Annotated in this window: 20 protein-coding genes; 11 read left to right on the forward strand and 9 right to left on the reverse strand. The window is 71.5% G+C overall.

The features are described from left to right. Window positions 1-21 precede the first annotated feature (21 nt). Window positions 22-615 (reverse strand): hypothetical protein, encoded by a 594-nt coding sequence (locus ACH4S8_RS02880; protein WP_398390260.1) that lies wholly within the window; start codon window positions 613-615, stop codon window positions 22-24. 177 nt (window positions 616-792) lie between these two features. On the opposite strand from ACH4S8_RS02880, the gene ACH4S8_RS02885 reads away from it, so the two are divergent. The 4 genes from ACH4S8_RS02885 to ACH4S8_RS02900 all read left to right on the forward strand — a co-directional run bounded on the left by ACH4S8_RS02885 (window position 793) and on the right by ACH4S8_RS02900 (window position 8,609). Then, the gene (locus tag ACH4S8_RS02885; RefSeq protein ID WP_376450574.1) at window positions 793-966 is read left to right on the forward strand and encodes a CsbD family protein; all 174 of its coding nucleotides are present in this window, start codon (window positions 793-795) and stop codon (window positions 964-966) included. A 328-nt stretch (window positions 967-1,294) separates the two neighbouring features. Next, window positions 1,295-2,806 carry an MFS transporter gene (locus ACH4S8_RS02890; protein WP_398390263.1) on the forward strand — a complete coding sequence of 504 codons (1,512 nt, stop codon included), beginning with the start codon at window positions 1,295-1,297 and terminating at the stop codon, window positions 2,804-2,806. Window positions 2,807-3,314: 508 nt separating this feature from the next. Then, complete coding sequence (locus ACH4S8_RS02895; RefSeq protein WP_398390265.1) at window positions 3,315-5,660, forward strand: M4 family metallopeptidase; 2,346 nt, start codon at window positions 3,315-3,317, stop codon at window positions 5,658-5,660. Window positions 5,661-6,065: 405 nt separating this feature from the next. Next, window positions 6,066-8,609, forward strand: a complete 2,544-nt coding sequence (locus tag ACH4S8_RS02900; protein ID WP_398390267.1) for a discoidin domain-containing protein — start codon at window positions 6,066-6,068, stop codon at window positions 8,607-8,609. A gap of 90 nt (window positions 8,610-8,699) precedes the next feature. Here ACH4S8_RS02900 and ACH4S8_RS02905 read toward each other — a convergent pair whose 3' ends face one another. From ACH4S8_RS02905 to ACH4S8_RS02940, 8 genes are all read right to left on the reverse strand, one after another. Then, complete coding sequence (locus ACH4S8_RS02905; RefSeq protein WP_398390269.1) at window positions 8,700-8,975, reverse strand: hypothetical protein; 276 nt, start codon at window positions 8,973-8,975, stop codon at window positions 8,700-8,702. 362 nt (window positions 8,976-9,337) lie between these two features. Next, window positions 9,338-10,291 carry a Ppx/GppA phosphatase family protein gene (locus tag ACH4S8_RS02910; RefSeq protein WP_398390271.1) on the reverse strand — a complete coding sequence of 318 codons (954 nt, stop codon included), beginning with the start codon at window positions 10,289-10,291 and terminating at the stop codon, window positions 9,338-9,340. A gap of 189 nt (window positions 10,292-10,480) precedes the next feature. Further along, complete coding sequence (locus ACH4S8_RS02915) at window positions 10,481-10,957, reverse strand: ATP-binding protein (protein ID WP_398390273.1); 477 nt, start codon at window positions 10,955-10,957, stop codon at window positions 10,481-10,483. Between the two features lie 113 nt (window positions 10,958-11,070). Next, window positions 11,071-11,499, reverse strand: a complete 429-nt coding sequence (locus ACH4S8_RS02920) for an OsmC family protein (RefSeq protein ID WP_398390275.1) — start codon at window positions 11,497-11,499, stop codon at window positions 11,071-11,073. Between the two features lie 121 nt (window positions 11,500-11,620). Further along, the gene (locus tag ACH4S8_RS02925) at window positions 11,621-12,298 is read right to left on the reverse strand and encodes a response regulator (protein ID WP_398390277.1); all 678 of its coding nucleotides are present in this window, start codon (window positions 12,296-12,298) and stop codon (window positions 11,621-11,623) included. Continuing rightward, a complete protein-coding gene (locus ACH4S8_RS02930; protein WP_398390280.1) occupies window positions 12,295-13,653 on the reverse strand; it encodes a sensor histidine kinase in 1,359 nt (452 codons plus the stop codon). The genes ACH4S8_RS02925 and ACH4S8_RS02930 overlap by 4 nt, the downstream gene beginning before the upstream one ends. A 278-nt stretch (window positions 13,654-13,931) precedes the next feature. Further along, complete coding sequence (locus ACH4S8_RS02935) at window positions 13,932-14,780, reverse strand: ABC transporter permease (RefSeq protein ID WP_398390282.1); 849 nt, start codon at window positions 14,778-14,780, stop codon at window positions 13,932-13,934. Then, window positions 14,777-15,712 (reverse strand): ATP-binding cassette domain-containing protein, encoded by a 936-nt coding sequence (locus ACH4S8_RS02940; RefSeq protein ID WP_398390284.1) that lies wholly within the window; start codon window positions 15,710-15,712, stop codon window positions 14,777-14,779. The genes ACH4S8_RS02935 and ACH4S8_RS02940 overlap by 4 nt, the downstream gene beginning before the upstream one ends. 253 nt (window positions 15,713-15,965) lie before the next feature. Between ACH4S8_RS02940 and ACH4S8_RS02945 the strand changes: the two genes are divergently transcribed. The 7 genes from ACH4S8_RS02945 to ACH4S8_RS02975 all read left to right on the forward strand — a co-directional run bounded on the left by ACH4S8_RS02945 (window position 15,966) and on the right by ACH4S8_RS02975 (window position 24,281). Beyond that, window positions 15,966-16,586, forward strand: a complete 621-nt coding sequence (locus ACH4S8_RS02945) for a TetR/AcrR family transcriptional regulator (RefSeq protein WP_398390285.1) — start codon at window positions 15,966-15,968, stop codon at window positions 16,584-16,586. Beyond that, on the forward strand, window positions 16,583-17,356 hold the full coding sequence (locus tag ACH4S8_RS02950; RefSeq protein WP_398390287.1) for a hypothetical protein: 774 nt from the start codon (window positions 16,583-16,585) through the stop codon (window positions 17,354-17,356). Before ACH4S8_RS02945 ends, ACH4S8_RS02950 begins: the two co-directional genes overlap by 4 nt. 171 nt (window positions 17,357-17,527) lie before the next feature. Further along, entirely contained in the window at window positions 17,528-19,708 is a 2,181-nt protein-coding gene (locus tag ACH4S8_RS02955; protein ID WP_398390288.1) for an MMPL family transporter, read from the forward strand. Window positions 19,709-19,823: 115 nt separating this feature from the next. Next, complete coding sequence (locus ACH4S8_RS02960) at window positions 19,824-20,657, forward strand: PP2C family protein-serine/threonine phosphatase (RefSeq protein ID WP_398390290.1); 834 nt, start codon at window positions 19,824-19,826, stop codon at window positions 20,655-20,657. 104 nt (window positions 20,658-20,761) lie between these two features. Then, entirely contained in the window at window positions 20,762-21,757 is a 996-nt protein-coding gene (locus ACH4S8_RS02965) for an MASE1 domain-containing protein (protein ID WP_398390292.1), read from the forward strand. A gap of 173 nt (window positions 21,758-21,930) precedes the next feature. After that, window positions 21,931-23,571, forward strand: a complete 1,641-nt coding sequence (gene pgm, locus ACH4S8_RS02970) for a phosphoglucomutase (alpha-D-glucose-1,6-bisphosphate-dependent) (protein ID WP_398390294.1) — start codon at window positions 21,931-21,933, stop codon at window positions 23,569-23,571. Between the two features lie 227 nt (window positions 23,572-23,798). Then, on the forward strand, window positions 23,799-24,281 hold the full coding sequence (locus tag ACH4S8_RS02975) for a DUF5990 family protein (RefSeq protein WP_398390296.1): 483 nt from the start codon (window positions 23,799-23,801) through the stop codon (window positions 24,279-24,281). The last annotated feature ends 74 nt before the right edge of the window (window positions 24,282-24,355 follow it).

Below are 24,355 nucleotides of genomic sequence, written 5' to 3' on the forward strand. Positions count from 1 at the left end.
CGCTCCGGGTGAGCCCCAGAGCTAGGTGTCCGTCTCCGAGCGCAGCCGGCGGACCTCGTCCTCCGGCGGGCGCCGCAGGCCTTCGTCCAGCCGTTCGGGCATGTCGTCCTCGGGGATCAGGTGACCGGTCGCCTCGTCCGTGGGGTCGGGTCCGTCGTCGGCGCCGACATGCTCGGCGATCATGTCGTGCTCGGCGTCCTCATGGGCGCCCACGTCGAGGGCCAGGATGCGTTCCTCGGGGTCCTCGGCGCCCACGTCGTCGTCCGGAAGTCCGGCTCCGTCCTCCGTCGGGCCGCCCTCGCCGTCGTCCTCGTCGGACTCCTGCAGGGCCGGATCCGTCCGTTCCTCGGCCAGCTTCTCGTCCAGGCTCTCCCCCTCGCGCTGCTCACGCGCGGTGGTGCCCCGATGGTTCACCGCGAGCGGGCGCTCGGGCGGCGACCACCCTTCGTCGAAGGGGTCCGAACCCTGGTACTCGAGGGTGTCCTCCGGATCGAGGATGCCTTCGTCCTCGCGGATGTCGGGACCTCCCGGCTGGTAGACCTCATCACCCATGGCGTCGTCCTCGCTCTGGCTGCCCAAGACGGGCACGACGCTCCGGACGGATCCGAGTGTCATCGGCCCATGTCTCCAGGCTCACCCAGCCCAACGGTTCCGGCATGCCGGAACCGCGCGCGACCACGGAGGGTGACCGAAGGCGGGGCGGCGGTTCTCGATCTCCACGTTTGAAGCCGGTCGTACCGGTCACTCGATCACTCGACACTCGAAGCCGATCGTGATGGGACGTGAGACATCGTGAGTGGCGAGCAGAAGGCCAAGGCCAAGATGGAGCAGGCGAAGGGCAAGACCAAGGAAGCGGCCGGGCGCGCCGTCGGCAACGAGCGGATGACCGCCGAGGGCCGGGCCGAAAAGGCCAAGGGTGACGCACGACAGGCCAAGGAGAAGACGAAGGACGTCTTCAAAGGCTGAACGTCTGAACGTACGAATGTGCGAACGCCTGAAGGGTTGATGGCCGAGAGGGCGGACAGTTCGGCTCCAGGGAGTCGGCGCGGCCGCCGAGCCCGACCACGTGGGGCCCGTTCCGGGGAACGGGCCCCACGGTCATGCGCCCACCAGGAGCCCGGGAACCCCTCCGCCTGCCCCGGGATCCGTGCGGTGGCCGGGGCAGACGTACGGCGCGGCTCCGGAGCCCGTGTCGAGCGGCGGCTCCGACGCTCGTGCCGCCGCCCAGGACCTCGACTTGCCCCTCGCTCCCACGGGCCGACGATGATGGGGGTGGCGGAGAGGAGTCCCCGGCGTGGAAGCGGACGCGCAGGCAGACGGACGAGGGGACCTTGCGCAGGGGCCGGCCGAGGGGGCCGATCCGCGGCGGTGGCACGCCCTGTGGGTCACCCTGACGGCCGGGTTCATGAGCCTGCTCGACGTCACCATCGTCGCCGTCGCGCTGCCCTCCATGCAGCGGGCCCTGCACGCCTCCGCCCCGTCGATCCAATGGGTCGTCTCCGGCTACGCCCTCACCTTCGCCCTGGTTCTCGTGACAGCGGGACGGCTGGGCGACGCGCTCGGCCGACGCCGGATCTTCCTGCTCGCCCTCGCCGCCTTCGTCCTGTGCAGCGCGGCGGCCGGCGCGGCGCCGACCATCACGCTCCTCGTCGTGGCCAGGCTCGCCCAGGGAACGGCCGCGGGATGCCTGGCTCCGCAGAACTCCGCCCTCATCCAGCAGATGTTCCGGGGAGCCGAGCGGGGGCGGGCGTTCGGGCTCTTCGGCGCGACCGTCGGCATCTCCAGCGCGGTGGGCCCCCTCATCGGCGGCCTGATCCTGATGCTCGCCGACGGCCCCCAGGGCTGGCGCTGGATCTTCTATGTGAACGTGCCGGTCGGAGCCGTCGCCTTCCTGCTGGGCCTGCGCCTGCTGCCCAAGGCCGCTCCGCGGCGCCGGGAACCGCTCGATCTGCGGGGCGTCGCACTGCTCGGCTGCGGTGTCCTGGCGCTGATGCTTCCCCTGATCCTGGCCGAGTCGGGCGGTGTGCGCAGGCTGTGGTGGCTCTTCCCGGCGGGGCTCGGCCTCCTCGTGGCGTTCGTCCGGTGGGAGCGGCGGCTGACCGCGGCCGGAGGCCGGCCGCTCCTGGATCCGCTCCTGGTGACGAGCACGCGGGGCTACGCCGCCGGAGCGGCCATCGGCGCCCTGTACTTCGTGGGGTTCGGCGGAGTGTGGCTGGTGTTCGCGCTGTACTTCCAGAACGGTGAGGGTTACTCCCCGCTGCGCTCGGGGCTCGCGGTGACGTCCTTCGCCATCGGTTCGGCCGCGGCGGCCGTGGTGGCCGGACGGCTCGTCGAGCGGCTGGGCCGGCTGCTGACCGTCTGCGGTCTCGCCGCCGTCGCCCTGGGGCTGGGCGGTGCCGTGCTGGTCCTGTGCCTCGCACCGGGGGACCGGGCCCTGTGGTACGCGGCTCCCGCCCTGTTCGCCGGCGGGCTGGGCAGCGGCTGTGTCATCTCGCCGAACGTCACCATGACGCTCCGGGACGTGCCGGTGCGGATGGCGGGCGCGGCCGGCGGTGCCCTGCAGACGGCCCAGCGGCTGGGCGGCGCCGTGGGTACCGCGGCGCTGCCCGGACTGTTCTACGTGGTGCTCGGCACGGACCGGCACGGCTTCCGCCCGGCCATGGCGATCGCCGTCGGCTCCGGCATCGTGGCCGTCCTCTGCGCCCTCGCCCTCGCCGTCCACGACTGGCTGCACGACCACGAGACCCGTCCGCCACGCCGCCCGTCCGGTCGGGCGCGCGACCACACGCACGCGCGTCGGCCCTGAGCCGCCGGACGCGCGAAGACCGAACGCTGTAGGAGCGCAGGGGGCGCACGGGCCGTCCGGCCGCTTTCACAGCAGACCCACAGCGGCCGAAAAGGATTCGGGGGAGGGGCGAACCCGCAGCAGGCCGTGGTCAGTTCAAGCCGATGTCTTGTCGTCTTCATGACAAGACCATCAGGGTGATGTCACTCTGCTGTCGAACGCTCACGTTTCGTTCACATCCCCTCCACGCCACCCGCCACACCCTCCGGCCTCGCCTCCGCACCACCCCCTAACCTCCCGGCCCCCCGGACCACCGCCTCTGCGCCGCACCTCCGGTCCTTCGCGCACCCCTCCCTGCCCCGCCCGTGCCGCGCACCCTCGCGATCCCCGCGCCACCGGCTCCACGAGCGCCTTCGTGCGGCATTTCGCGCTGCTCCCGCCCGCCGCCCCTCCGACCCCCGGGACCCGGCCGCACCCCGCCGGTCCCGGACGCCCGGGGCTCCACCCGGGTCACCCCCCGCAGAAGGAGATGGCATTGAACCGGCAACACCCCTCCGCCCGCCGACAACACCCCTCCGCCCGCCGCCGACGCGCCGCCCTCCTCGCCCTCACCGCCGCGAGCTCGTTACTGGCCCTCGCCGTCCGGCCGGGCTCCGCCTCCGCCGCCCCCGTGGACCTCGTTACCGCCAGGCCGGTCACGGAGGCCGCCGCCTCGGGCAACGCGGTTCCCGCCGGTGCCCGGATCGCCGCCGAGCCCCGGCCCGGTGCGCTCCCGGTCCCGCTGACGCCCGCCCGGCACGCCGCCCTGGTCAAGAGTGCCGGAGCGGCGGCGGGTGCCACCGCGAGGCGGATCGGCCTCGGCGCCCGGGAGAGACTCGTCGTCAAGGACGTCGCCGAGGACGAGGACGGTACGACCCATACGCGCTACGAGCGCACCTACGCGGGACTGCCGGTCCTCGGCGGTGATCTGGTCGTGCACCTGAGCGGCGGCCGGAGCACCGTGTCCGGGGCGAGCGGGGCCGCCGTCACCGTGCCGAGCGTCAAGCCGGGGATCTCCGCCGGTGACGCCGGGGCCAAGGCCCTCGCCGTGGGACGAGCGGCGGCCGTCGGACGGGCGGGGATCGGCAAGGCGCCGCGGCTCGTCGTGTGGGCGGCGGGCACCCGCCCGGTCCTGGCCTGGGAATCGGTGATCGAGGGGGTCCGGCCCGACGGCACGCCGAGCGAGCTGCACGTCGTCACCGACGCGTCCTCCGGCAAGACCGCCTCCCGGTACGAGGGGATCGACACGGGCACCGGTACGGGCCAGTACGTGGGCACGGTGCCGCTCTCCACCACGCCGTCCGGATCGACGTACCAACTGGTCGACGGCGACCGCGCGGGCCATCGCACCTACGACCTCAACCAGGGAACCTCCGGCACCGGGACCCTCTATACGGACGACAACGATGTCTGGGGCAACGGCACCCAGAGCGACCGGCAGACCGCCGGTGTCGACGTCGCCTACGGAGCGGCGGCCACCTGGGACTACTACAAGGACGTCTTCGGCCGCAACGGCATCCGCAACGACGGCGTGGCCGCCTACAGCCGGGCCCACTACGGCAACAACTACGTCAACGCCTTCTGGTCCGACAGCTGCTTCTGCATGACCTACGGCGACGGCGCGGGCAACACGCACCCCCTGACCGCCCTGGACGTCGCCGCCCACGAGATGAGCCACGGCGTGACCGCGGCCACCGCGGGCCTCACCTACTCGGGAGAGTCGGGCGGTCTCAACGAGGCGACCTCGGACATCTTCGCCGCGGCGGTGGAGTTCCACGAGAACCTCGCGGCCGACGTTCCCGACTACCTGGTCGGCGAGAAGATCGACATCCGCGGCAACGGCACACCGCTGCGCTACATGGACAAGCCGTCCAAGGACGGGTCATCCCGCGACTACTGGGACTCCTCACTGGGCGGCCTCGACGTCCACTACTCCTCGGGGCCGGCGAACCACTTCTTCTACCTGCTCTCCGAGGGGAGCGGTCCGAAGACCGTCAACGGGGTGTCGTACGACAGTCCGACCCATGACGGCCTGCCGGTGACCGGCATCGGCATCGAGAACGCCGCCCGGATCTGGTACCGCGCGCTGACGACGTACATGACCTCGACGACCGACTACCACGCCGCCCGGACGGCGACCCTGCGGGCCGCGGGCGATCTCTTCGGGGCGTACAGCCCCACCTATCTCGCCGTCGCCGACGCCTGGGCGGGCATCAACGTGGGCGATCGCATCGCCCTGGGGGTCAACGTCGCCCCGGTCGCCGACCAGACCTCGGGGGTCGGCCAGGAGGTCTCCCTCCAACTGGACGCGTACACCACCAACACCGGCGCGAGCCTGACCTATGCGGCCACCGGTCTGCCGGACGGACTGGCCATCGGTGACACCGGGCTGATCTCCGGGACCCCGACCACGACCGGGACCAGCGACACGACGGTCACGGTGACCGACAGCACCGGCGCCACCGTGTCGGTGGCCTTCCACTGGCGGATCGCCTACGTGTACGCCAACACCACCCGGGTGGACATCCCCGACCTGGGACCGGCGGTCGAGTCGCCGATCACCGTCACGGGCCGGCCCGGCAACGCCTCGGCGACCACCGAGGTCTACGTCGACATCGTCCACACCTACCGCGGTGATCTGACGGTGGATCTGGTCGGCCCTGACGGCACGGTGTACTCGCTGCTGAACCGCAGCGGGGGCTCGGCCGACAACGTGGACCAGACCTTCGTCGTCGACGCCTCCGCACAACCGGTCGACGGCACCTGGAAGTTGCGCGTCCGCGACCTGGCCTCGATCGACGTCGGTTACATCCGGCAGTGGAGGATCACGCCCTGATCCGGTGATCCAGGAACGACCCGCGCCCGTCCGGACCGCCGTCACGGTCCGGACGGGCGCTTCTGTCTGCGCGCTTCGTGACGGGCCGTGGGCGCTCCGATGCCCTCCGTTCCCCGCCGTGCGTTCAAGCCTTGACGGATCCGAACGGTCTTCCGTCCGTCCGTGACAACTCCCGTCCAGGTCACACCCCTTGGAGCGGCCGGTCAACGTGCGCCGAGCGCACACGAGTTGAAGAAACTCGCGTCGCAGGGCTTGCCACCTCGATGGTTCATTACTTAAATCAAAGCGTGAACTAAGCGAGCCGCGCAGTCAGTTCACCGACATCTCCCCGTAAGCAGCTGTGTCCACAGCTGCTCAACAAGTGTGTCCGCTCCGCTCGTCACCCCACCCGCATGGAGTCACGGCATGAAACTCAGAACCCTGGGTGTCGCGCTGGCCGCAATGGCCGCGCTCATCACCCTGCCCTTGCAGAGACCGGCCGCCGCGGCCGACCTCCCGCTGTCCCAGGGCAAGACGGCCACGTCCTCCTCGGACGAGAACGGCGGCACCCCCGCCGCCTACGCCGTCGACGGCGACACCGGCACCCGATGGTCCTCGGCCGCCACGGACACCCAGTGGCTCCAGGTCGACCTCGGAGCCTCGGCCACGATCACCAAGGTCGTCCTCAACTGGGAGGCCGCGTACGGCAGCGACTACCGCGTCCAGACGTCACCGGACGGCAGCACCTGGACCGACATCAAGACCGTGACCGGCGGCGACGGCGGCACCGACACCCTCGACGTCTCCGGCCAGGGCCGCTACGTCCGGATGTACGGTGTCCACCGCGCCACCCAGTACGGCTACTCCCTCTGGGAGTTCCAGGTCTTCGGCACCGGCGGCACCGGTACGCCGACGACCTGTGACACCGCCAACGCGGCGCAGGGCAAGGCGGCCACCGCCTCCTCCGCCGAGAACGCGGCGAGTGCCGCTTCGGCCGCCTTCGACGGCAACACGGGAACCCGCTGGTCCAGCGCGTTCTCCGACCCGCAGTGGGTCCAGGTCGACCTGGGCGCCTCCACCGACCTGTGCCGGGTCGACCTCAACTGGGAGGCGGCGTACGGCAAGGCCTTCCAGATCCAGTCCTCCACGGACGGCCAGAACTGGACCGTCCTGAAGTCCGTCACCGACGGCACCGGGGGCACCGCCTCCTACGACGTCTCCGGCAAGGGCCGCTACGTACGGATCTACGGGACGACCCGGGGCACCGCGTACGGGTACTCACTGTGGGAGGTCGCCGTCCACACCGGTACGGGGAGCAGCGTCCCGCCCGTGCAGGGCGGCGGCGATCTCGGGCCCAACGTCATCGTCGTGGACCCCTCGACGCCCGATCTGCAGGGCAAGTTCGACCAGGTCTTCGCCCAGCAGGAGTCGAACCAGTTCGGCTCGGCCCGCTACCAGTTCCTGATGAAGCCCGGCACCTACAACAACATCAACGCCCAGGTCGGCTTCTACACCTCGGTTTCGGGCCTCGGCCAGAACCCCGACGACGTCCACATCAACGGTGACATCACCGTGGACGCGGGCTGGTTCAACGGCAACGCCACCCAGAACTTCTGGCGTTCGGCGGAGAACCTGTCGATCACCCCCTCCAACGGCACCGACCGCTGGGCCGTGGCACAGGCCGCGCCCTTCCGCCGCATCCACGTCCAGGGCGGCCTCAACCTCGCCCCGAACGGCTACGGCTGGGCCTCCGGCGGTTACATCGCCGACTCCAAGATCGACGGTACGGTCGGCCCGTACTCGCAGCAGCAGTGGTACACCCGTGACAGCTCGGTCGGAGGCTGGACCAACGGCGTCTGGAACATGACCTTCTCGGGCGTCCAGGGAGCACCGGCGACGAACTTCGACTCCGGCCCGTACACCACCCTGGACACCACCCCGGTCTCCCGCGAGAAGCCCTACCTCTACCTGGACGGCAGCACCTACAAGGTGTTCGTGCCCTCCAAGCGCACCAACGCCCGCGGCGTCTCCTGGCCCAACACGGCCGGTACGTCCATCCCGCTCGACCAGTTCTACGTCGTCAAGGCCGGCGCGACCGCCGAGACCATCAACGCGGCGCTCGCCCAGGGCCTCAACCTGCTGTTCACCCCGGGTGTCTACCACCTCGACCGGACGATCGACGTGACCCGGGCCAACACCGTCGTCCTGGGTCTCGGCCTCGCGACGATCGTCCCGGACAACGGCGTCGACGCCATGCACGTCGCCGACGTCGACGGGGTCAGGCTCGCCGGGTTCCTGATCGACGCGGGCCGCTCCAACTCCGGCACCCTGCTCCAGATCGGCCCGTCGGGCTCCTCGGCCGACCACTCCGCCAACCCCACCACCATGCAGGACGTGTTCGTGCGGATCGGCGGCGCGGGCCCCGGTCTCGCCACCAACTCGGTCGTGGTCAACAGCGACGACGTCGTGATCGACCACACCTGGCTGTGGCGCGCCGACCACGGGGACGGGGTCGGCTGGGACACCAACCGCGCCGACTACGGCCTCGTGGTCAACGGTGACGACGTCCTGGCGACCGGCCTGTTCGTCGAGCACTTCAACAAGTACGACGTGCTGTGGAACGGCGAGAACGGGCGCACGATCTTCTTCCAGAACGAGAAGGCGTACGACGTGCCCAACGCCGCCGCCGTCACCCACGACGGCATCGTCGGATACGCGGCCTACAAGGTCGCCGACTCCGTCTCCACGCACGAGGCATGGGGCCTGGGAAGCTACTGCAACTTCACCACGGACTCCTCGATCGTCCAGGCGCACGGCTTCCAGGTCCCGGTGAAGACCGGGGTCAAGCTGCACGACATCCTGGTGATCTCCCTGGGCGGCAAGGGACAGTACGCCCACGTCGTCAACAACACCGGCGCGCCCACCTCGGGCACGGACACCGTCCCGTCCAAGGTCACTCAGTTCCCGTGATCCTGAACGGCGCCGACTGACACGCGGGTGCCGGTGCTCCACCCTGGTCCGGGGGAGCGCCGGCACCCGCGCACGTCACGGGCCGCGCGTTCAGACGGAGGGGTGTTCCGAGCGGGAGCCCGTGGCGGCCCGCACCTCTCCGGGAGGCGGGTCGAGCGGCATGTCGTGAGCCCGGGGCGTCTCCCGGTCGGGCGGTCCCGCCGGTTCCACCCCGGCGGCGTGGGCGAGGAGGCGACGGGCCAGTTCACGTGCTTCGGCGGGTGTGAGAGAGGCCCACACCCCGTGCTCGTCGCCCTGGTCGGGACCCACGTCCAGCGTCACGCGGCCGATCGGCCGGCCCGGCGTGGGCAGCGTCAGTTCCTTCACGAAGATCCTGCGGCCACAGGATGTCACCAGGGGCAACTCGCCCGCCCCGGCCGCTCGTGGCCGCCGCTGTCCGGACGCCGTCATCTCTCTCACGCCTTTCCACGAGCAGAACCGCCGGTGGGTCCACCGCACCGGGTGGAACCCCGCGCTCCGGCATCCGCCGGACTGTTCACGTCAGCGCCGAGAGGTACGGGTTTGTTCCCGGCCTCCGCGTGCCGGGCCGCTCGCGACCGGTCGCCGGGAGCCGTGCTCCGGCCCCGTACTCCTCGAACACGGTTCGCTGTCCACCTCGTTGACGGATGCCCGTGCGGTGCGCGAACGGGGACGGCCCGGCCCCGCGACGGGCTGGTGACCGGTCCGCGTCAGCGGTCGGTGGAACGCTTGCCGCGCAAAGAGCCGAGGCGCTCCAGGAGCAGACCCTCCCTGGTGGACCAGGGGGAGATCTCCACACTCGTGGCCCGGCAGGCCTCCATCAGGGCTTCCGCGACCAGTGCCCCGGCCAGGGACTGTCCGGCCCGGTGACGTGAGATGCCCGGGAGCCGGCCGCGGCCCGCGGGCCCGTTCTCGGCCAGAACGCCCACCGCGGCCCGTACCTCGTCGAGGGTCAGCCGCTGCGGGGCCCGGGAGCGGTCACGGCCCGCGGTGGTGTAGCGGGCCAGCTGGGTGAAGGTCTTGGAACAGGCGAGCACGCGCCCGTCCGGCTCGGCGCGCGGCAGGCCGTCCACCTCGGCGAGACGGCCGCTCAGATGGTCGCGCACCTCGGCGAGCCGCCGCTTCGAGGACACGGCCTCGTCGAGCTTCCAGGCGCGGGTGACCGTCCGCGCGCCCAGCGGCAGGGAGTGCGTCGTCCGGGGCCGCCCGGACGTCCCGGACGCGACCTCCACGGTGCCGCCGCCGATGTCGAGCACCAGCAGCGAACCGGCCCGCTCGCCCGCCCAGTGGCGTGCGGCCACATAGGCCAGCCGGGCCTCCTCCTCACCGGACAGCACCCGCAGCCGGGTGCCGGTGGCACTGGCCACCTGGGCGAGAACCTCGTCGCGGTTGGGCGCGTCGCGAATCACCGACGTGGCGAACGCGTACACCTCCGGCAGGGCGCCGTGGTTCTCGGCGAGTGTTTCGGCCACGGCCCGCTGCACACTGCGGACGCCCGACTTGTCCAGCCGTCCCGTGGCGTCCAGCGTCTCGTGCAACTGGAGCCGTACCTTTCGGGACAGCACCTCCTCCATGGCTACCCCGGCGCGGCGCCGCGCCACGGTGAGCAGAGCGCTGTGACACCCGACGTCTAGTACACCTGCCTGCCGCACTGTGTTAACCACCCGTTTTCCTGTCGAAGGGAATCCGCGAACTCACCATTGTCCCGCACGGCGGCCCCGGTGACGCGACACGATTTCGTTTCGGCTCGTCAGGCACCCTTCGGGGCGTCACGACGGCGCCGGGCGGCGGCTGGAGGGGACTTCGAGCATGTTGCCGGGTGTCCGCTGTCACAGCGGTGAGAGGGGGCGGCGTCAGGTGACGGAGTGGCTCATGCCGATGTCCTGCGTGTCGGCCAGCGTCACCACGGCGGTGATCCGTTTGCCGACCGGTTCCCGGCGCGCCTCGAAGGCGTGGCACACGGCCATGACGATCTCCAGCCCGTGCTGGCCGACGCGGCCCGCGTCGGCGGCGCGCGCCACCGGAAGGGTCGGATCGGAATCCCACACGGTCGCCCGGACGGCGCCCTGCTCGACCTCCAGCGACAACAGGCAGGGGCCGCCCGCGTACTTGACCGCGTTGGTCACCAGTTCGCTGACGACCAGCGGGACCGTGCCCATCACCCGCGCGGAGACGGGCAGTCCGGCGACCGCCTGCACCCGCGTCAGGAAATCGCGGGTGAACGCCCGCGCCTGCGCGATGCACGCGGAGTCACCGTCGTACGCGACCGATGCCTCGATCAGCGCACCCCGCTGTCCCTGCTGTTCCGCTTCGCTCACCGTCTTGCCCATACGATCCGTCCCGCGTCCACCTCTTCGACGTTCGCCGTCTGCCCCGGAAATCCGGCTTCACTCCACCCGGCCGCGCACGTGTCCGCGGGGCCCGGCGCCGGCTCCCGGCGGGGTCAGGCGTCGGCGACCGTCACGGTGACGGGGGTACCCGCCTCGATCGTGCGGCTGACCGTGCAGAGCCGGTCGTGCGAGGTCTTGACGGCGCGGGGGAGGATGGCACGGGCCCGGTCGCCGCCTTCGCCGTCCGGGAACGCCACGGAGAAGGTGACCGCGAGATCGGTCATCCGGTTCCCCTGCTCGTCGCTGATCTTGTCGCCGGTCACCGTCAGCGTGAACCGCGTGGGCTCCGCGTGGCGGCCGGTCGCGACGTCGACATCGGCCGCGGTGCAGCCCCCGATGGCGGCGAGCAGCAGTTCGACCGGGGTGAACTCGTCCTCCCCGGTCGTCCCGAAGGCGATCGTCCCGCCGCGTGCGTTCGTCGCGGTGAAGTGCCCGGTGCCGGTCCGCTCGACGGTGACGCGGCGCAGGTTGTCGTCAGTCATACCGCCGACCCTAAGGGCGCGCCGCGCCGCCCGCCTCGGGTGCGCGCTCGCGGCGGACACCCCGTGGGCGCCGCGGGGCCGCGACGGCGACGCGGTGGTCGTGCGGTCCGGGGAGCGCGGGTCAGGCCGGCGGGTTCGGGCGGACGACACCGAGGTCGTAGGCGAGGATGACCGCCTGGACGCGGTCGCGGACGCCCACCTTCGACAGCACGCGGCCGACATGGGTCTTGACCGTCGACTCCGCCACGACCAGGCGCTCGGCGATCTCGCTGTTGCTCCAGCCCTCGCCGATGGCGACGAAGATCTCGTACTCGCGCTCGGTGAGGGCCTTGACACGGGGGTCGTCCAGGGGCCTGCCGCCCGCCGGATCGTGCGGGAGGTGCCGGGCGTAGGCGTCCAGGAGACGCCGGGTCAGGGCGGGGGCGATCACCGCGTCGCCGGCCGCGACCGCCCGGATTCCGGCGAGCAGTTCCTCCGGATGGGCGTCCTTGAGGAGGAATCCGCTGGCTCCCGCGCGCAGTGCGGCGTAGGCGTACTCGTCCAGGTCGAACGTGGTCAGGATCAGCACCCGGGAGCGGCCGCCGGAGGCCACGACCCGGCGGGTGGCCTCGATGCCGTCCATGCCGGGCATCCGTACGTCCATGAGGATCACGTCCGGGCGGAGTTCGGCGGCCCTGCGGACGGCGTCGGCGCCGTGGGACGCCTCGCCGACGACATCGGTGTCCGGTGTGCTCTCCAGGAGCATCCGGAAGCCGAGGCGCTGCAGCGGCTGGTCGTCGACGATGAGCACGCTGGTCATGCCGCACCGCCCGTGACGGCCGGCGGAGCGAGGTCGGTCCCGGCCGGAGGGGTGAGGTCGAGGGTGGCCCGCAGAGTCCATCCGCCGTCGGGGTCGGGCCCCGCGACGACCGTCCCGTCGTAGAGGGCCGCGCGTTCTCTCATACCGGGGATCCCGTGCCCTTCGTCGTCGTGCGGCCGGGAGCGGACCGTGCCGGTGCCCGGGCCGGTGTCGTGGACGTCGATGTGCAGCAGCGTCCCCTCGACGCCCACCGTGAGATCGACGCGGGTCTCGGGGCCCCCGTGCTTGAGGGCGTTGGTGAGCGCCTCCTGGACGATGCGGTACACGGCCAGTTGGACACCACGGTCCAGGGTGCCCAGTTCGCCGCCGCCGCGGTGGACGACCCGCGGCCCGGCGGCCCGGATGCGCTCGCACAGGGCGTCGATGTCCCCGATCCCCGGCTGGGGACTGAGCTCGGGCGCGCTGGGAGTCAGGGGCTGCTCGCGCAGGACACCGAGCATGCGGCGCAGTTCGCCGAGCGCCTGCCGTCCGGTGTCACCGATGAGCAGCAGGGCCTGCTTTCCGCGTTCCGGCGCGAGGTCGTTCGCGTACGCGCCGCCGTCGGCGAGGGTGATGATGACGGAGAGGTTGTGCCCCACGATGTCGTGCATCTCGCGGGCCACACGGGTGCGTTCGGCGGCGGCGGCCAGTTTGCTGCGCTGGTCGCGTTCGACCTCCAGCCGGATCGCGCGGTCCCGCAGGACGGCGAGCTGGCCGCGCCGGATCCGGACCGCCAGTCCGAGCGCGACGGCCGCGGTTATGGTGCTGAAGAGGAAGAACAGCGCGTCGAGCACGTGCACGCCGGTCGGCAGGCGCACGGCGACCAGTCCCATCGCCCCGGCCGTGACCGCGCAGGCCAGCGGCAGCCGACGCAGTTCTCCGTGCAGGATCAGGCTGTACAGGGCGATCAGGACGGCGACGTCGGCGCGCAGCCAGGCGCCCAGCGCCAGCTGGACGATGAACACCGCGGTGATCACTCCGAAGGCGAGGAAGGGCCGTCGGCGCCGCCACAGCAGCGGCAGCACCAGCCCGGCCTGCAGCGCGAGCGTCACCGGCAGGGACAGCTGGGTGAACTCGGTGTCGAACGGATGGTGCCTGCCGTCCCCGTCGTGCACCAGGTCCGGCATGCAGAACATCAGCGCGACGACAGCCGTCACCGCCGTGTCGAGGATCCACGGACGCCTGCGGTCGCCCTGCTTGAGCCGGCGGCCGAGACGGGACAGCGCACGGGCCAGCGGGTGGTTCCACGGCAGTTCCGCCTCCCCGAAGGGCGGGTCCTGCGCCGGCTCGCGCGGGGTGGTGTCGTCGATGTTCATGGAGTCACCGGTCCGCGTTCATGGGTCTCACCTGTCTGTCCATTGTGGGTTCGGCCGCGTCCTCGTACGCGCCTCTCCGTCTCCTCGTACGGACGTCACCCTTTTCCGTCACGGGGTGTCACTCCGGCTCCTTCACGGCGTCCGTACCGGGGTGCGTGGGCCCGGACGCCGCGGCACCCGGCCGGGTGATCCGGTCGGGTGCCGCGGCGTGCCGTGCCGGTCGGGGCTCGTCGCTCGGGACGCATCCGGAGGGGGGAGCGGGAGCCGGTGTCCGGCGGTCAGGCGTCCGTGCGGACGAGGCGGTAGGCGGCGCCCGCCAGCGCGAGCACCGTCCAGCCGAGGAAGACGACCAGCCCGGCGGTGGGGGACAGCGAGGTCGAGTCGTGGGTCAGGGCGAACATCGACTCGCCCGCGTTGCTCGGCAGGTACGGACTGATGTTGTCCTGCCACGAGCTGGGCAGCAGCGAGATCAGGCCGGGCACCAGCATCAGCGAGGCGACCAGGACCGAGATGCCGCCGGCGACCGAGCGGAGCAGCGCGCCGAGGGCGGTGCCGATCACGCCGACCAGACCGAGGTAGAGGCCCGCGCCCAGCAGGCTGCGGACCACGCCGGAGTGGGACATGGTCAGGGCCGCGGGCGTGCCCGAGACGATCCCGCTGTCGATCGTGAACGCGACGAAGACGCCGACGGTGGCGACGACCAGCGCGACCAGCCCGAACACCGAGGCCTTGGACCACAGCACCGGCAGCCGGCGCGGCACGGCGGCCAGCGTGGAGCGGATCATGCCGGTCGAGTACTCGCCCGCGGTGATCAGCACGCCCAGCACGCCGAGCGCCAGCTGCGCGAAGTTCGTACCGAACACCGAGAGGCTGAGCGCGGTGGCCGCGACGTCGTCCCGGCGCAGGGGACGTCCGGAGTTCAGCTCGGACTTGTAGTGCGCGGCGGCGATCACGCCGAAGGCGACGAGGAACAGCAGTCCGAGGCCGAGAGTGATCCAGGTGGAGCGCAGGGACCACAGCTTCGCCCACTCGGAGCGCAGCACACGGCGGCCGGTGACCTTGTACGCCGGACGTGCCGCTCGTGCGGGCGCGGGCGTGGGGCTGTCGGTGACGGTGACGGTACTCATGCCGCCCTCCCGGGGGCCTCGAGGGTGGCGGTGGCGTGGTACTCGACGGCGTCACGGGTGAGATCCATGAACGCTTCCTCGAGCGAGACGGTCCGGGAGCTGAGTTCGAACAGCGGGATGCCGTGCTCGGCCGCCTTGAGACCGATCGCCCGTGCGGACAGGCCGGTCACCTGGAGTTCCTCGGAACCCGCCGCGCCGGTGATCTCGACGCCGGGGCCGGCCAGCACCTCGCGCAGCCGCGCCGCCCGGTCGGTCGCCACGGTGACGGTGTCACCGCCGGCCTGCTGGACCAGCTCCCGGACGGTGGTGTCCGCCAGCAGACGCCCTCGTCCGACCACGATCAGGTGGTCGGCGACGAGCGCCATCTCGCTCATCAGGTGCGAGGAGACGAAGACCGTACGGCCGTCCGCCGCGAGCCCGGTCAGCAGGTTGCGGATCCACAGCACGCCCTCGGGGTCCAGTCCGTTGACCGGTTCGTCGAGCATGATGGTGGCCGGGTCGCCGAGGAGGGCCGCGGCGATGCCCAGACGCTGGCCCATTCCGAGGGAGAAGGCGCCGGCGCGCTTCTTGGCCACGGACTGGAGGCCGGTCAGTTCGATGACCTCCTCCACCCGGCGGCGCGGAATGCCGTGGGTGTAGGCCTGGGCCATGAGGTGGTCGAAGGCGGAGCGGCCCGGGTGGATCGACTTGGCCTCCAGCAGCGCGCCGACCTCCTGGAGCGGGGCGGAGTGCTGGGCGTAGTGCTTGCCGTTGACCGTGACGCTGCCGCCGGACGGCGCGTCCAGTCCGACGATCATGCGCATGGTCGTGGACTTGCCTGCGCCGTTCGGGCCCAGGAAGCCGGTGACGGTGCCGGGCTTCACGACGAAGTCCAGCTGGTCCACCGCCGTCTTCTCCCCGTACCGCTTCGTCAGCTGTTGTGCCTCGATCATCGAAGTTCCCTTGCTTTCGGGGGCAGGCCCCCCACCTGACTGCTCACCCTCAACGCTAGGAGACCATCGCCCGGGATCCGTGGCACCTGAGAGCCGGGTTGCCGGGCGGCTCGTAGTACCGCGGTATCACTCGGCTACGGCGCTCGGATGACGGGGCCGGGGCCGGTGGACCCGAGGGCCGGGGGCTGCACCCTCCGGCGAAATGGCAGGGCTGACAATTGACAGACCCGGCGCCCGTGGTGAGGGTGGCACCATGCCAGAGAGAACCGAGGGGCCCGGCCTGCGCGAGCGGAAGAAGGAAGAGACCCGGCGCGGGCTGCGCGAGGCCGCCGGACGGCTCTTCGCGGAGCACGGGTTCGCGCAGACGACGGTGGCCGACATCGCCGCGGAGGCGAACGTGTCGGAGCGGACGTTCTTCCGCTACTTCGACAGCAAGGAAGCCCTGCTCCTCCCGGACGGGATCGAGCTCTTCGCGCGCATAGAGGAGGCGTTCCTGGCCCGGCCGGACGGCGACACCCCGCTGGAAGCGGCCTGCGGCGCCATCACCGACGCGGTCTCCTACTTCGCCTCCAGCAGCCTGACCGCGCTCGCCCATCCGCTCGGCGAGATCCGCGAACAGGCGCGCGAGGGCCTGTCCCGGCAGTTCCAGCAGTTCGAGGCACGTCTGACCGCACTCGTCCTGGAACGCCTCCCGGCGGACGCGCCGGACGCAGACCTGCAGGCCGCCGTGATCGCCAACTGCGCGCTGTCGGCCGCGCGCGCCGTCCTGCGCACCCTCCGCGACCGCCGTACGGCCGGAGTCCCCGTGGAACCCGACCGTCTGCTCCCGCGGGCGTTCACCTTCCTGACCATGATCGGAGCCACTCCCTCGTGAATCGTCGCCGTCGTTACGCCGTCACCGCCATAGGCCTGACCGCCGTGGTCGCGGCAGCCGTGACCACCGACCTCGTCGTGGAGCACAAGGTGCGGGGCCGGGTCGCGGAGAACGCCGAGTGCCGTCTCGGCGCGACCAAGGGGGTCCGGGTCGACCTCGACGACACCCTGGCCGGACTCAAGGCACTCACCGGCACGGTCGGCGCCGTCCACGTCAGCGCCGAGGGGGTGCGCCGCCAGGGCACCGACATGGACGTCGACGTCCACCTGCGGGACGTGTCGACCGGCGGTGCCACCTCGGGCGGAACCGCCACGGCCACCATCGCCTACGACGCCCTGGACCGGAGCGCCGGTGTGCGGGGCGGCGCCGGGGCGGGCGCGGGCGAGCTGAAGACGGGTACGGACGGCACGCGTCTCACCCTCACGGGCGCCGCGGGCGCATCCGGCCTGCCCGTCACCGTGGTCACCAGGCTGTCCACCACGTCCCACAGCCTCACCATCACCCCCGCGAGCGTCCGGGTCCTCGGCCGAGAGGTGCCGGTGTCGGCGCTCTCCGCGCTGCCGGGCGCCGGAGGGCTCGCCGCCAAGCTGGAGCCGCGCACCATCGACATCCAGAAGCTTCCCCGAGGTGCCGCGCTCGTCGGCGCCCACGCCGAACCCGCCGGTCTCGTCCTGGACTTCAAGGTGGCGGCCACCGGTGCACGGCAGGCGGCGCGGACGGCGAGCGCGGTGTCCTCGTGCGTCTCCGGACGGGGGCAGGCGGACAGCTGACCGCCTGTCAGACCTGATCGCCCGGCCGCTTGGCGACCTGTCAGGCCTGGCCGCCTGACAGGTCTGACAGGTCTGACAGGTCTGACTAAAAAATGTCAGGGGTGACAATTGACGGCGCTGCCATCTTCCCGGTTAGGTGGTGGCAGCCCTGTCACTTCTTCTGGAGGCGCGGTGTCCCTTTCCCCTGCCCCGCTGTCCCCGGCGCCGCTTCCCGTCGCGCCCCGGCCGTCCGCCCTGCACCGCACGGGAGCCTTCTGTGCCCGGCACTGCGTGTGGGTGATCGCCGCCTGGCTGCTCGTGCTGGCGGCTGCTTTCGCGGGCCGGCACGTGGTCGGGGCGACCTTCGGCGACGAGGTCGGTCTTCCCGACAGTCAGACGAGCATCGGCGCGGACCTGCTGGAGAAGTCCGACCCTGCGGCGGGCGCGCCCGGCGGGAAGGTCGTCTTCCATGTCGGCTCGGGCAAGGTGTCCGACCACGCCGCCGCCGTGGAGACGACGCTCCGCCGTCTGGAGGGCCTGCCCCATGTCACCGCCGTCGCCGCGCCGGTGACCAGCTCCGACGGCGCGACCGCGTACACCGCGGTGTCCTTCGACCGGAAGCTCAAGTCGCTCGGCCACGGATACACCGAGCGGCTCGACGAGGCCACGACTCCCGCCAGGGACGCCGGAATCGGCGTCGGTTACGGAGGCGACCTGCACGACATCGTGCGCGCTCCCGCGAACGACGCCGCCGCCGAGGCCACCGGCGTCGGCGCCGCGCTGATCGTGCTGCTGCTCGCCTTCGGCAGCGTCGCCGCCGCCCTCATGCCCCTGGTCACGGCCCTGATCGGCGTCGGCGTCGGCCTCGGTGTGGTCGGCATCGTCGCCGGCACGCTGACCTTCGCCACCTCGGCACCCACGCTGGCCACGATGATCGGGCTCGGCGTGGGCATCGACTACGCGCTCTTCCTGATCACGCGGTTCCGTCAGTACGTGATCGAGGGCGACGATCCCCGTACGGCGGTCGCCCGCACGACCGCCGTCAGCGGCAAGGCCGTTCTGGTCGCCGCCGTCACCGTGGCCGTGGCCCTGCTCAGCCTGTACGCCTGCGGTCTGACCATGATCGGGCGGCTGGGTCTGGCCGCCACCGTCGCGGTGGTCGTGACCGCCGCCGCGGCGCTCACCCTGGTGCCCGCGGCCATGGGGCTCGTGGGCCGCCGCGTCGACGTACTCCGGGTCCGCCGCCGGCCGGTCGCGGAGAGCGCCGGCGACCACGACGGATGGCACCGGTACGCACGCCTGGTCGCCCGGCGCCCCTGGACGTTCTTCACCGCCGGATTCGCCCTGGTCGCCCTCTGCGCGATACCGCTGTTCTCGATGCGCCTCGGGCACATCGACGACGGCGCGGATCCGGCGGGCAGCACCACCCGCGACGCCTACGACTGGACGGCCGACGCCGACGGCCCCGGCTTCGGGCCGGGTGCCAACGGCCCCTTCACCCTGGTCGTCGACCTCGCCCACGCCACCGTGTCCGCCGAGCGGGTCGCGGACCTGCTCACCGGCGAACTGCCGGAGACGGACGGCGTCGCCCGCGTCACGCCACCGGTGACCAGCCCGGACGGAAAGGTCCTCGTCACCACGGTCGTTCCCGCCACCGGTCCCCAATCGGCCGCCACGGACGCCCTGTTCGCGACGCTCACCGACACCGCCCTGCCGGCCGCCCTCAAGGGCACCGGCACGACAGGGCACTTGACCGGCAGCACCGCGGGCCAGCTCGAGTTCCGGGACACCGTCACCGGACGCCTGCCCCTCATCATCGGCATCGTGCTGGTCGCCGCGTTCCTGCTGCTGACGGTCGTCTTCCGCAGCCTGGTGATCCCCCTCAAGGCGGTCGCCCTGAACCTGCTCACGACCGGTGCCTCGTACGGCATCCTGGTCGCCGTCTTCCAGTGGGGCTGGGGCGACGGCCTGCTCGGCATGAGCGAGCCCGTACCGATCGAGTCCTACGTCCCGATGATGATGTTCGCCATCGTCTTCGGCCTGTCGATGGACTACGAGATCTTCCTGCTCTCGCGCATCGCCGAGGAGTGGCACGCGACCCAGGACAACGAGCGGGCCGTCGGCATCGGTCTCTCGCTCACCGGGCGGGTCATCACCTGTGCCGCGCTCATCATGACGGCCGTGTTCCTGTCCTTCACCGGCTCACCGGCCGTCGTGGTGAAGATGCTCGCCCTCGGCCTCGCCATCAGTGTGGTCCTCGACGCCACCGTCGTGCGCCTCGTCCTGGTGCCGTCCCTCATGTTCCTCATGGGGAAGGCGAACTGGTGGCTGCCGGGATGGCTGGACCGCCGCCTGCCGCACACGACCGTCTGACGTGCGGCCCGATCGCTCCGGTCGATGTCGGGTCCCGTCGCCCCGGTCGTTATGATCCGATAGTGGCGTTTTATTAGCACTTCTTTCCTCTGTGGCATTTCCTTCGGGGTGGTCGATGTCCCGCAAGCTGCCGACGGGCGACGACGACGAGCTGCTCGCCAGGCTCGGATCGCTGACCGCTCAGGCACGTGAACGCGCGGAGTTCCAGCGCTCACAGGTCGAACTGGCCATCGCGCTGCAACGCGGCATGCTCCCGGGCGACCTGCCCTCCGCCCCGGGCTTCGACGTGGCCGTCCAGTACGCGCCCGCCTGCTACGGCCTCAACGTGGGCGGGGACTGGTACGACGCCTTCCAGCTGCCCGACGGGCGCATCGGCCTGTCCATAGGGGACGTGCAGGGCCACAACATCGAGGCCGCCGCGTTCATGGGGCAGGTCAGGGTCGGCCTGCGGGCCCTCGCCTCCGTCACGAGCGAACCCGGGGAGCTGCTCGCCCGGACCAACGACCTCCTCCTGTCCATCGGCTCCGACCTCTTCGCGACCTGCACCTTCATGCGGCTCGACCCGGCGACCGGCATGCTGGAGAGCGCGCGGGCCGGGCACATACCCTGCGTCTGGGCGTCGGCGGACGGAAAGTCCGGCATCACCGAGGACGAAGGCGGACCGCCCCTCGGCATCGAGGCCGGGACGCAGTACCCGGTGACCCGGAACCGTCTCACCACCGGTGGGGTCTTCGTCCTGCTGACCGACGGTGTCGTCGAGGGCCCCTCGATGAACGTGGACGAAGGGCTCGACCAGGTCGTACGGCTCGCCGGAATCGCCGCCCTCGCGGGCCTGTCCGCCGGTTCACTGGCCGCCGCGGTCATCAAGGGCGCCGAGCGCGTGGGACACGACGACGACGCGGCCGTCCTCGTGGTCCGTCACGGCGCGCCCACCGTCCGTCCCCGCTGACGGGGCCGTCGTCCGGCTCCGGTGACGCGCCCGCCGTCACGCGTGGCATGCATGCGGGTGCCGCTCGCCTCGCCGACAGGGCCCCGGCGGTGTCTGATGGCTCTGTGGTGGCTGCACAGGAGATGCGCCGGTCGGCCGTCGTCGCTCTTCAGACGCTGGTGATCGCCGCCTGCTACTACGGAGCAGGGCGGCTGGGACTCATGCGGCGGCTCAGTGTCGAAGGAGCGGTGTTCACCCCCATCTGGCCGCCCACCGGCGTGGCGGTCGCCGCCCTGCTGCTCCTCGGGATCCGGGCGTGGCTCGGGATCGCGATCGGGGCCTTCCTGGTCGTCCTGTCCCTCGCCTCGTTCTCCTCGGTCCAGCCCTCCGCGACCGGCATCGTCGCGGGGAACACCATCGCCCCGATCTGTGCCTACCTCCTGCTGCGCGGAGTGCGCTTCCGTACCGATCTCAGCCGTCTGCGCGACGGCCTCGCCCTGGTGTTCCTGGCCGCTCTGGGCGCCATGACGATCAGCGCGTCCATGGACGTCGGTCTGCTGGTGGGCACGGACAAACTGGCCCTGGGCGACTTCTGGCCGGTCTGGCTGGCGTGGTGGGTGGGCGACGCGATGGGAGTCCTGATCGTCACCCCGCTCCTTCTGATGCTGTACGCCGTACGCCTCCCGGTGAACCTGACGCGATGGAAGGAGGCCGCGGTACTCCTGATCGCGGTCGGCGTCATGGTGCCGATCGCCACGCGCAGTTCCATCAGCCTGCTGTTCCTCGTCTATCCGCTGCTCGTCTGGGCGGCGCTGCGTTTCGAGCTCCCGGGCAGCCTGGCCTGCGCTCTCTTCGCCTCCGTCATGGCCACCGTCGCGGCCACGGAGGACGTCGGTTCGTTCCACGAGCTGAGTCACACCGAGGTCATGATCAAGCTGCAGGCGTTCAACGGGACCATGGCCCTGACAGCCCTCCTCCTGTCCGCCGTGATCACCGAACAGCGCAACACCCGACGCTCCGTGGAGCTGGCCTGCCAGGAACTGGTGCAGGTTCTCGAACATCTGACCGCCGGGAACCCCACGCCGAGACCGCCTCCCGCGGAGGAGAACGGCCACGCCTGACAGCGGGGAACCCCCGCGAGGCCGCCGCCCTTTCCCCCAGGTGCCCGGCCGCTGTCCCAGGGATGCGGTCCGGCGCCCCCTCGGGCTGCCTCGCCGGAACCGTGCCGGCGTCCGGTCCGGTGGGGAAGGATGGGACCACCAGCGAAGAACCACCGATGTGGAGGTGCGGGCACATGCAGCACGAGCGAGCGGGCCGTCCGGCCGGCCCCGAGGACCTCGTCGACGTAGCCCGGTTGGTCACCGCGTACTACGCGCTCCACCCCGACCCCGCCGAACCCGGCCAGCGCGTCGCCTTCGGTACGTCCGGACACCGCGGTTCCTCACTGGCGACCGCGTTCAACGAGGACCACATCGCCGCCACGAGCCAGGCCATCTGCGAATACCGCGACGGCCAGGGCATCGACGGCCCGCTCTTCCTCGGCGCCGACAGCCACGCGCTCTCGGAGCCCGCGAGGGTCACCGCTCTCGAGGTGTTCGCGGCCAACGACGTGTCGGTGCTGCTCGACGGCGCGGACGGCTACACGCCCACCCCGGCGGTGTCGCACGCCATCCTCACGTACAACCGCGGACGGTCGGCGGGCCTCGCGGACGGTGTGGTGGTCACTCCCTCCCACAATCCGCCGGCCGACGGCGGCTTCAAGTACAACCCGCCGAACGGCGGCCCCGCGGGCTCCGAGGCGACCTCCTGGATCCAGGACCGGGCCAACGAACTGATCAGGGACGGACTCAAGGGCGTACGGCGCGTCCCCTACGCCAGGGCGCTCGCCGCTCCCGGCACCGGCCGCCACGACTTCCTCGGCACCTATGTGGCCGATCTGCCGCAGGTGCTGGATCTGGACGCGATCCGCGCGGCTGGGGTCCGCATCGGCGCCGACCCGCTGGGCGGGGCCTCGGTCGCCTACTGGGGGCGCATCGCCGAACAGCACTCCCTGGACCTGACCGTGGTCAACCCGCTCACCGATCCCACCTGGCGGTTCATGACGCTGGACTGGGACGGCAGGATCCGGATGGACTGCTCCTCGCCCTACGCGATGGCCTCGCTCATCGAGCGGCGCGACCGGTTCCAGATCTCCACGGGCAACGACGCCGACGCCGACCGCCACGGGATCGTCACCCCGGACGGCGGGCTCATGAACCCCAACCACTACCTCGCCGCCGCCATCGCCTACCTCTACACCCACCGGGAGCGGTGGCCCGCCGGCACGGGGATCGGCAAGACCCTGGTGTCGTCCGGAATGATCGACAGGGTCGCCGCCGATCTCGGCCGCCGACTGGTCGAGGTGCCCGTCGGATTCAAGTGGTTCGTGGACGGGCTGGTCGACGGCTCCCTCGGATTCGGTGGCGAGGAGTCGGCGGGTGCCTCCTTCCTCCGCCGCGACGGCTCGGTCTGGACCACCGACAAGGACGGCATCATCCTGGCCCTGCTGGCCTCCGAGATCACGGGAGTGACCGGGAAGACGCCCTCCGAGCACTACGCCGGACTCACCTCGCGCTTCGGGGAGCCCGCGTACGAGCGCATCGACGCCCCGGCGTCGCGCGAGGAGAAGGCCCTGCTGGCCAAGCTCTCGCCCGCGCAGATCACCACGGACACGCTCGCGGGGGAGCCGGTCGCCGCGGTCCTCACCGAGGCGCCGGGCAACGGCGCGCCCATCGGCGGCATCAAGGTGACCACCGAGAACGCCTGGTTCGCGGCCCGTCCCTCGGGCACCGAGGACGTCTACAAGATCTATGCGGAGTCGTTCCTCGGAACCGATCACCTGCGCCGGGTGCAGGACGAGGCGAAGGCGGTGGTCTCGGCGGCACTGTCCGGCTGAGTCCGCGCTCGCGGCGCCGTGGCCCCGGCGCCACGGCGCCTTCAGCCGTGGCGCCGGTCACCCGCTCCAGGAGCCGGGCGAGGAGCAGGTGGGCGGCGTCGGAGCACACCATCGGTACCGCCCGGGGCGCCGAAGGCGGGGCGGTGACCCCATGCCGGTCGGTTCGACGGGGTCGAAGACGTGATCCGTTCGAGTCGGCCGGACGGTTCGGCGGCATGATGGCTCGTATGCGCATCCGTATCGACGCCGACGACCTGCCCGGATCCACCTGCCCCGCCCCCGAGGGGCGGGGCACCGGCTCGGTGTACGGCAACGTCCACGTGGCGGTGCAGCGCCGCGACCGCCCGGCCGAACTGCTCGATCCGCAGCCCGGCGACGGTGCGTCCGCGACCTGGACCCTCGAATGCGCGGCCGTGCCCTCGCCGGCGGGCCTCGAGGTGACGGGTCCCTACGTGCAGTACCGCCTGGGGCACCGGTTCATCTATCTGTCGTGGGGCACCGTCGACGAGGCGGGTGTCTTCAGCATGTTCCGCCGGGCCAAGCTCATGCTCGACGCCGTCCCGGCCGACGTACTTGCCGCCGCCGCGCGCGAGGGCCTCCTCGTCGGCCGTCTGGGTCTGACCGACGCGCTCGGCAATCCGCGATGCGCCCGTGTCGTGCCGCCGGACATCGAGTGGACGGTCGAAGCCGCCGCACAGACCCTGCGTTAGAAGCTCTAACGAAAGTTCTTGACGCTCACGCCCGTCAGTTATAACCTCTAACTAAAGCAATGGTTAATAACTTT

Source organism: Streptomyces sp. NPDC021080, from assembly GCF_044333225.1.
Lineage (GTDB): Bacteria > Actinomycetota > Actinomycetes > Streptomycetales > Streptomycetaceae > Streptomyces.

Coding starts and splice junctions, on each gene's coding strand:
- ACH4S8_RS02940 (WP_398390284.1), bottom strand. CDS start 15,712: ATGATCGAGGCACAACAGCTGACGAAGCGGTACGGGGAGAAGACGGCG.
- ACH4S8_RS02920 (WP_398390275.1), bottom strand. CDS start 11,499: ATGACTGACGACAACCTGCGCCGCGTCACCGTCGAGCGGACCGGCACC.
- ACH4S8_RS02925 (WP_398390277.1), bottom strand. CDS start 12,298: ATGACCAGCGTGCTCATCGTCGACGACCAGCCGCTGCAGCGCCTCGGC.
- ACH4S8_RS02960 (WP_398390290.1), top strand. CDS start 19,824: ATGTCCCGCAAGCTGCCGACGGGCGACGACGACGAGCTGCTCGCCAGG.
- ACH4S8_RS02945 (WP_398390285.1), top strand. CDS start 15,966: ATGCCAGAGAGAACCGAGGGGCCCGGCCTGCGCGAGCGGAAGAAGGAA.
- ACH4S8_RS02900 (WP_398390267.1), top strand. CDS start 6,066: ATGAAACTCAGAACCCTGGGTGTCGCGCTGGCCGCAATGGCCGCGCTC.
- ACH4S8_RS02975 (WP_398390296.1), top strand. CDS start 23,799: ATGCGCATCCGTATCGACGCCGACGACCTGCCCGGATCCACCTGCCCC.
- ACH4S8_RS02880 (WP_398390260.1), bottom strand. CDS start 615: ATGACACTCGGATCCGTCCGGAGCGTCGTGCCCGTCTTGGGCAGCCAG.
- ACH4S8_RS02930 (WP_398390280.1), bottom strand. CDS start 13,653: ATGAACATCGACGACACCACCCCGCGCGAGCCGGCGCAGGACCCGCCC.
- ACH4S8_RS02895 (WP_398390265.1), top strand. CDS start 3,315: ATGGCATTGAACCGGCAACACCCCTCCGCCCGCCGACAACACCCCTCC.
- ACH4S8_RS02935 (WP_398390282.1), bottom strand. CDS start 14,780: ATGAGTACCGTCACCGTCACCGACAGCCCCACGCCCGCGCCCGCACGA.
- pgm (WP_398390294.1), top strand. CDS start 21,931: ATGCAGCACGAGCGAGCGGGCCGTCCGGCCGGCCCCGAGGACCTCGTC.
- ACH4S8_RS02915 (WP_398390273.1), bottom strand. CDS start 10,957: ATGGGCAAGACGGTGAGCGAAGCGGAACAGCAGGGACAGCGGGGTGCG.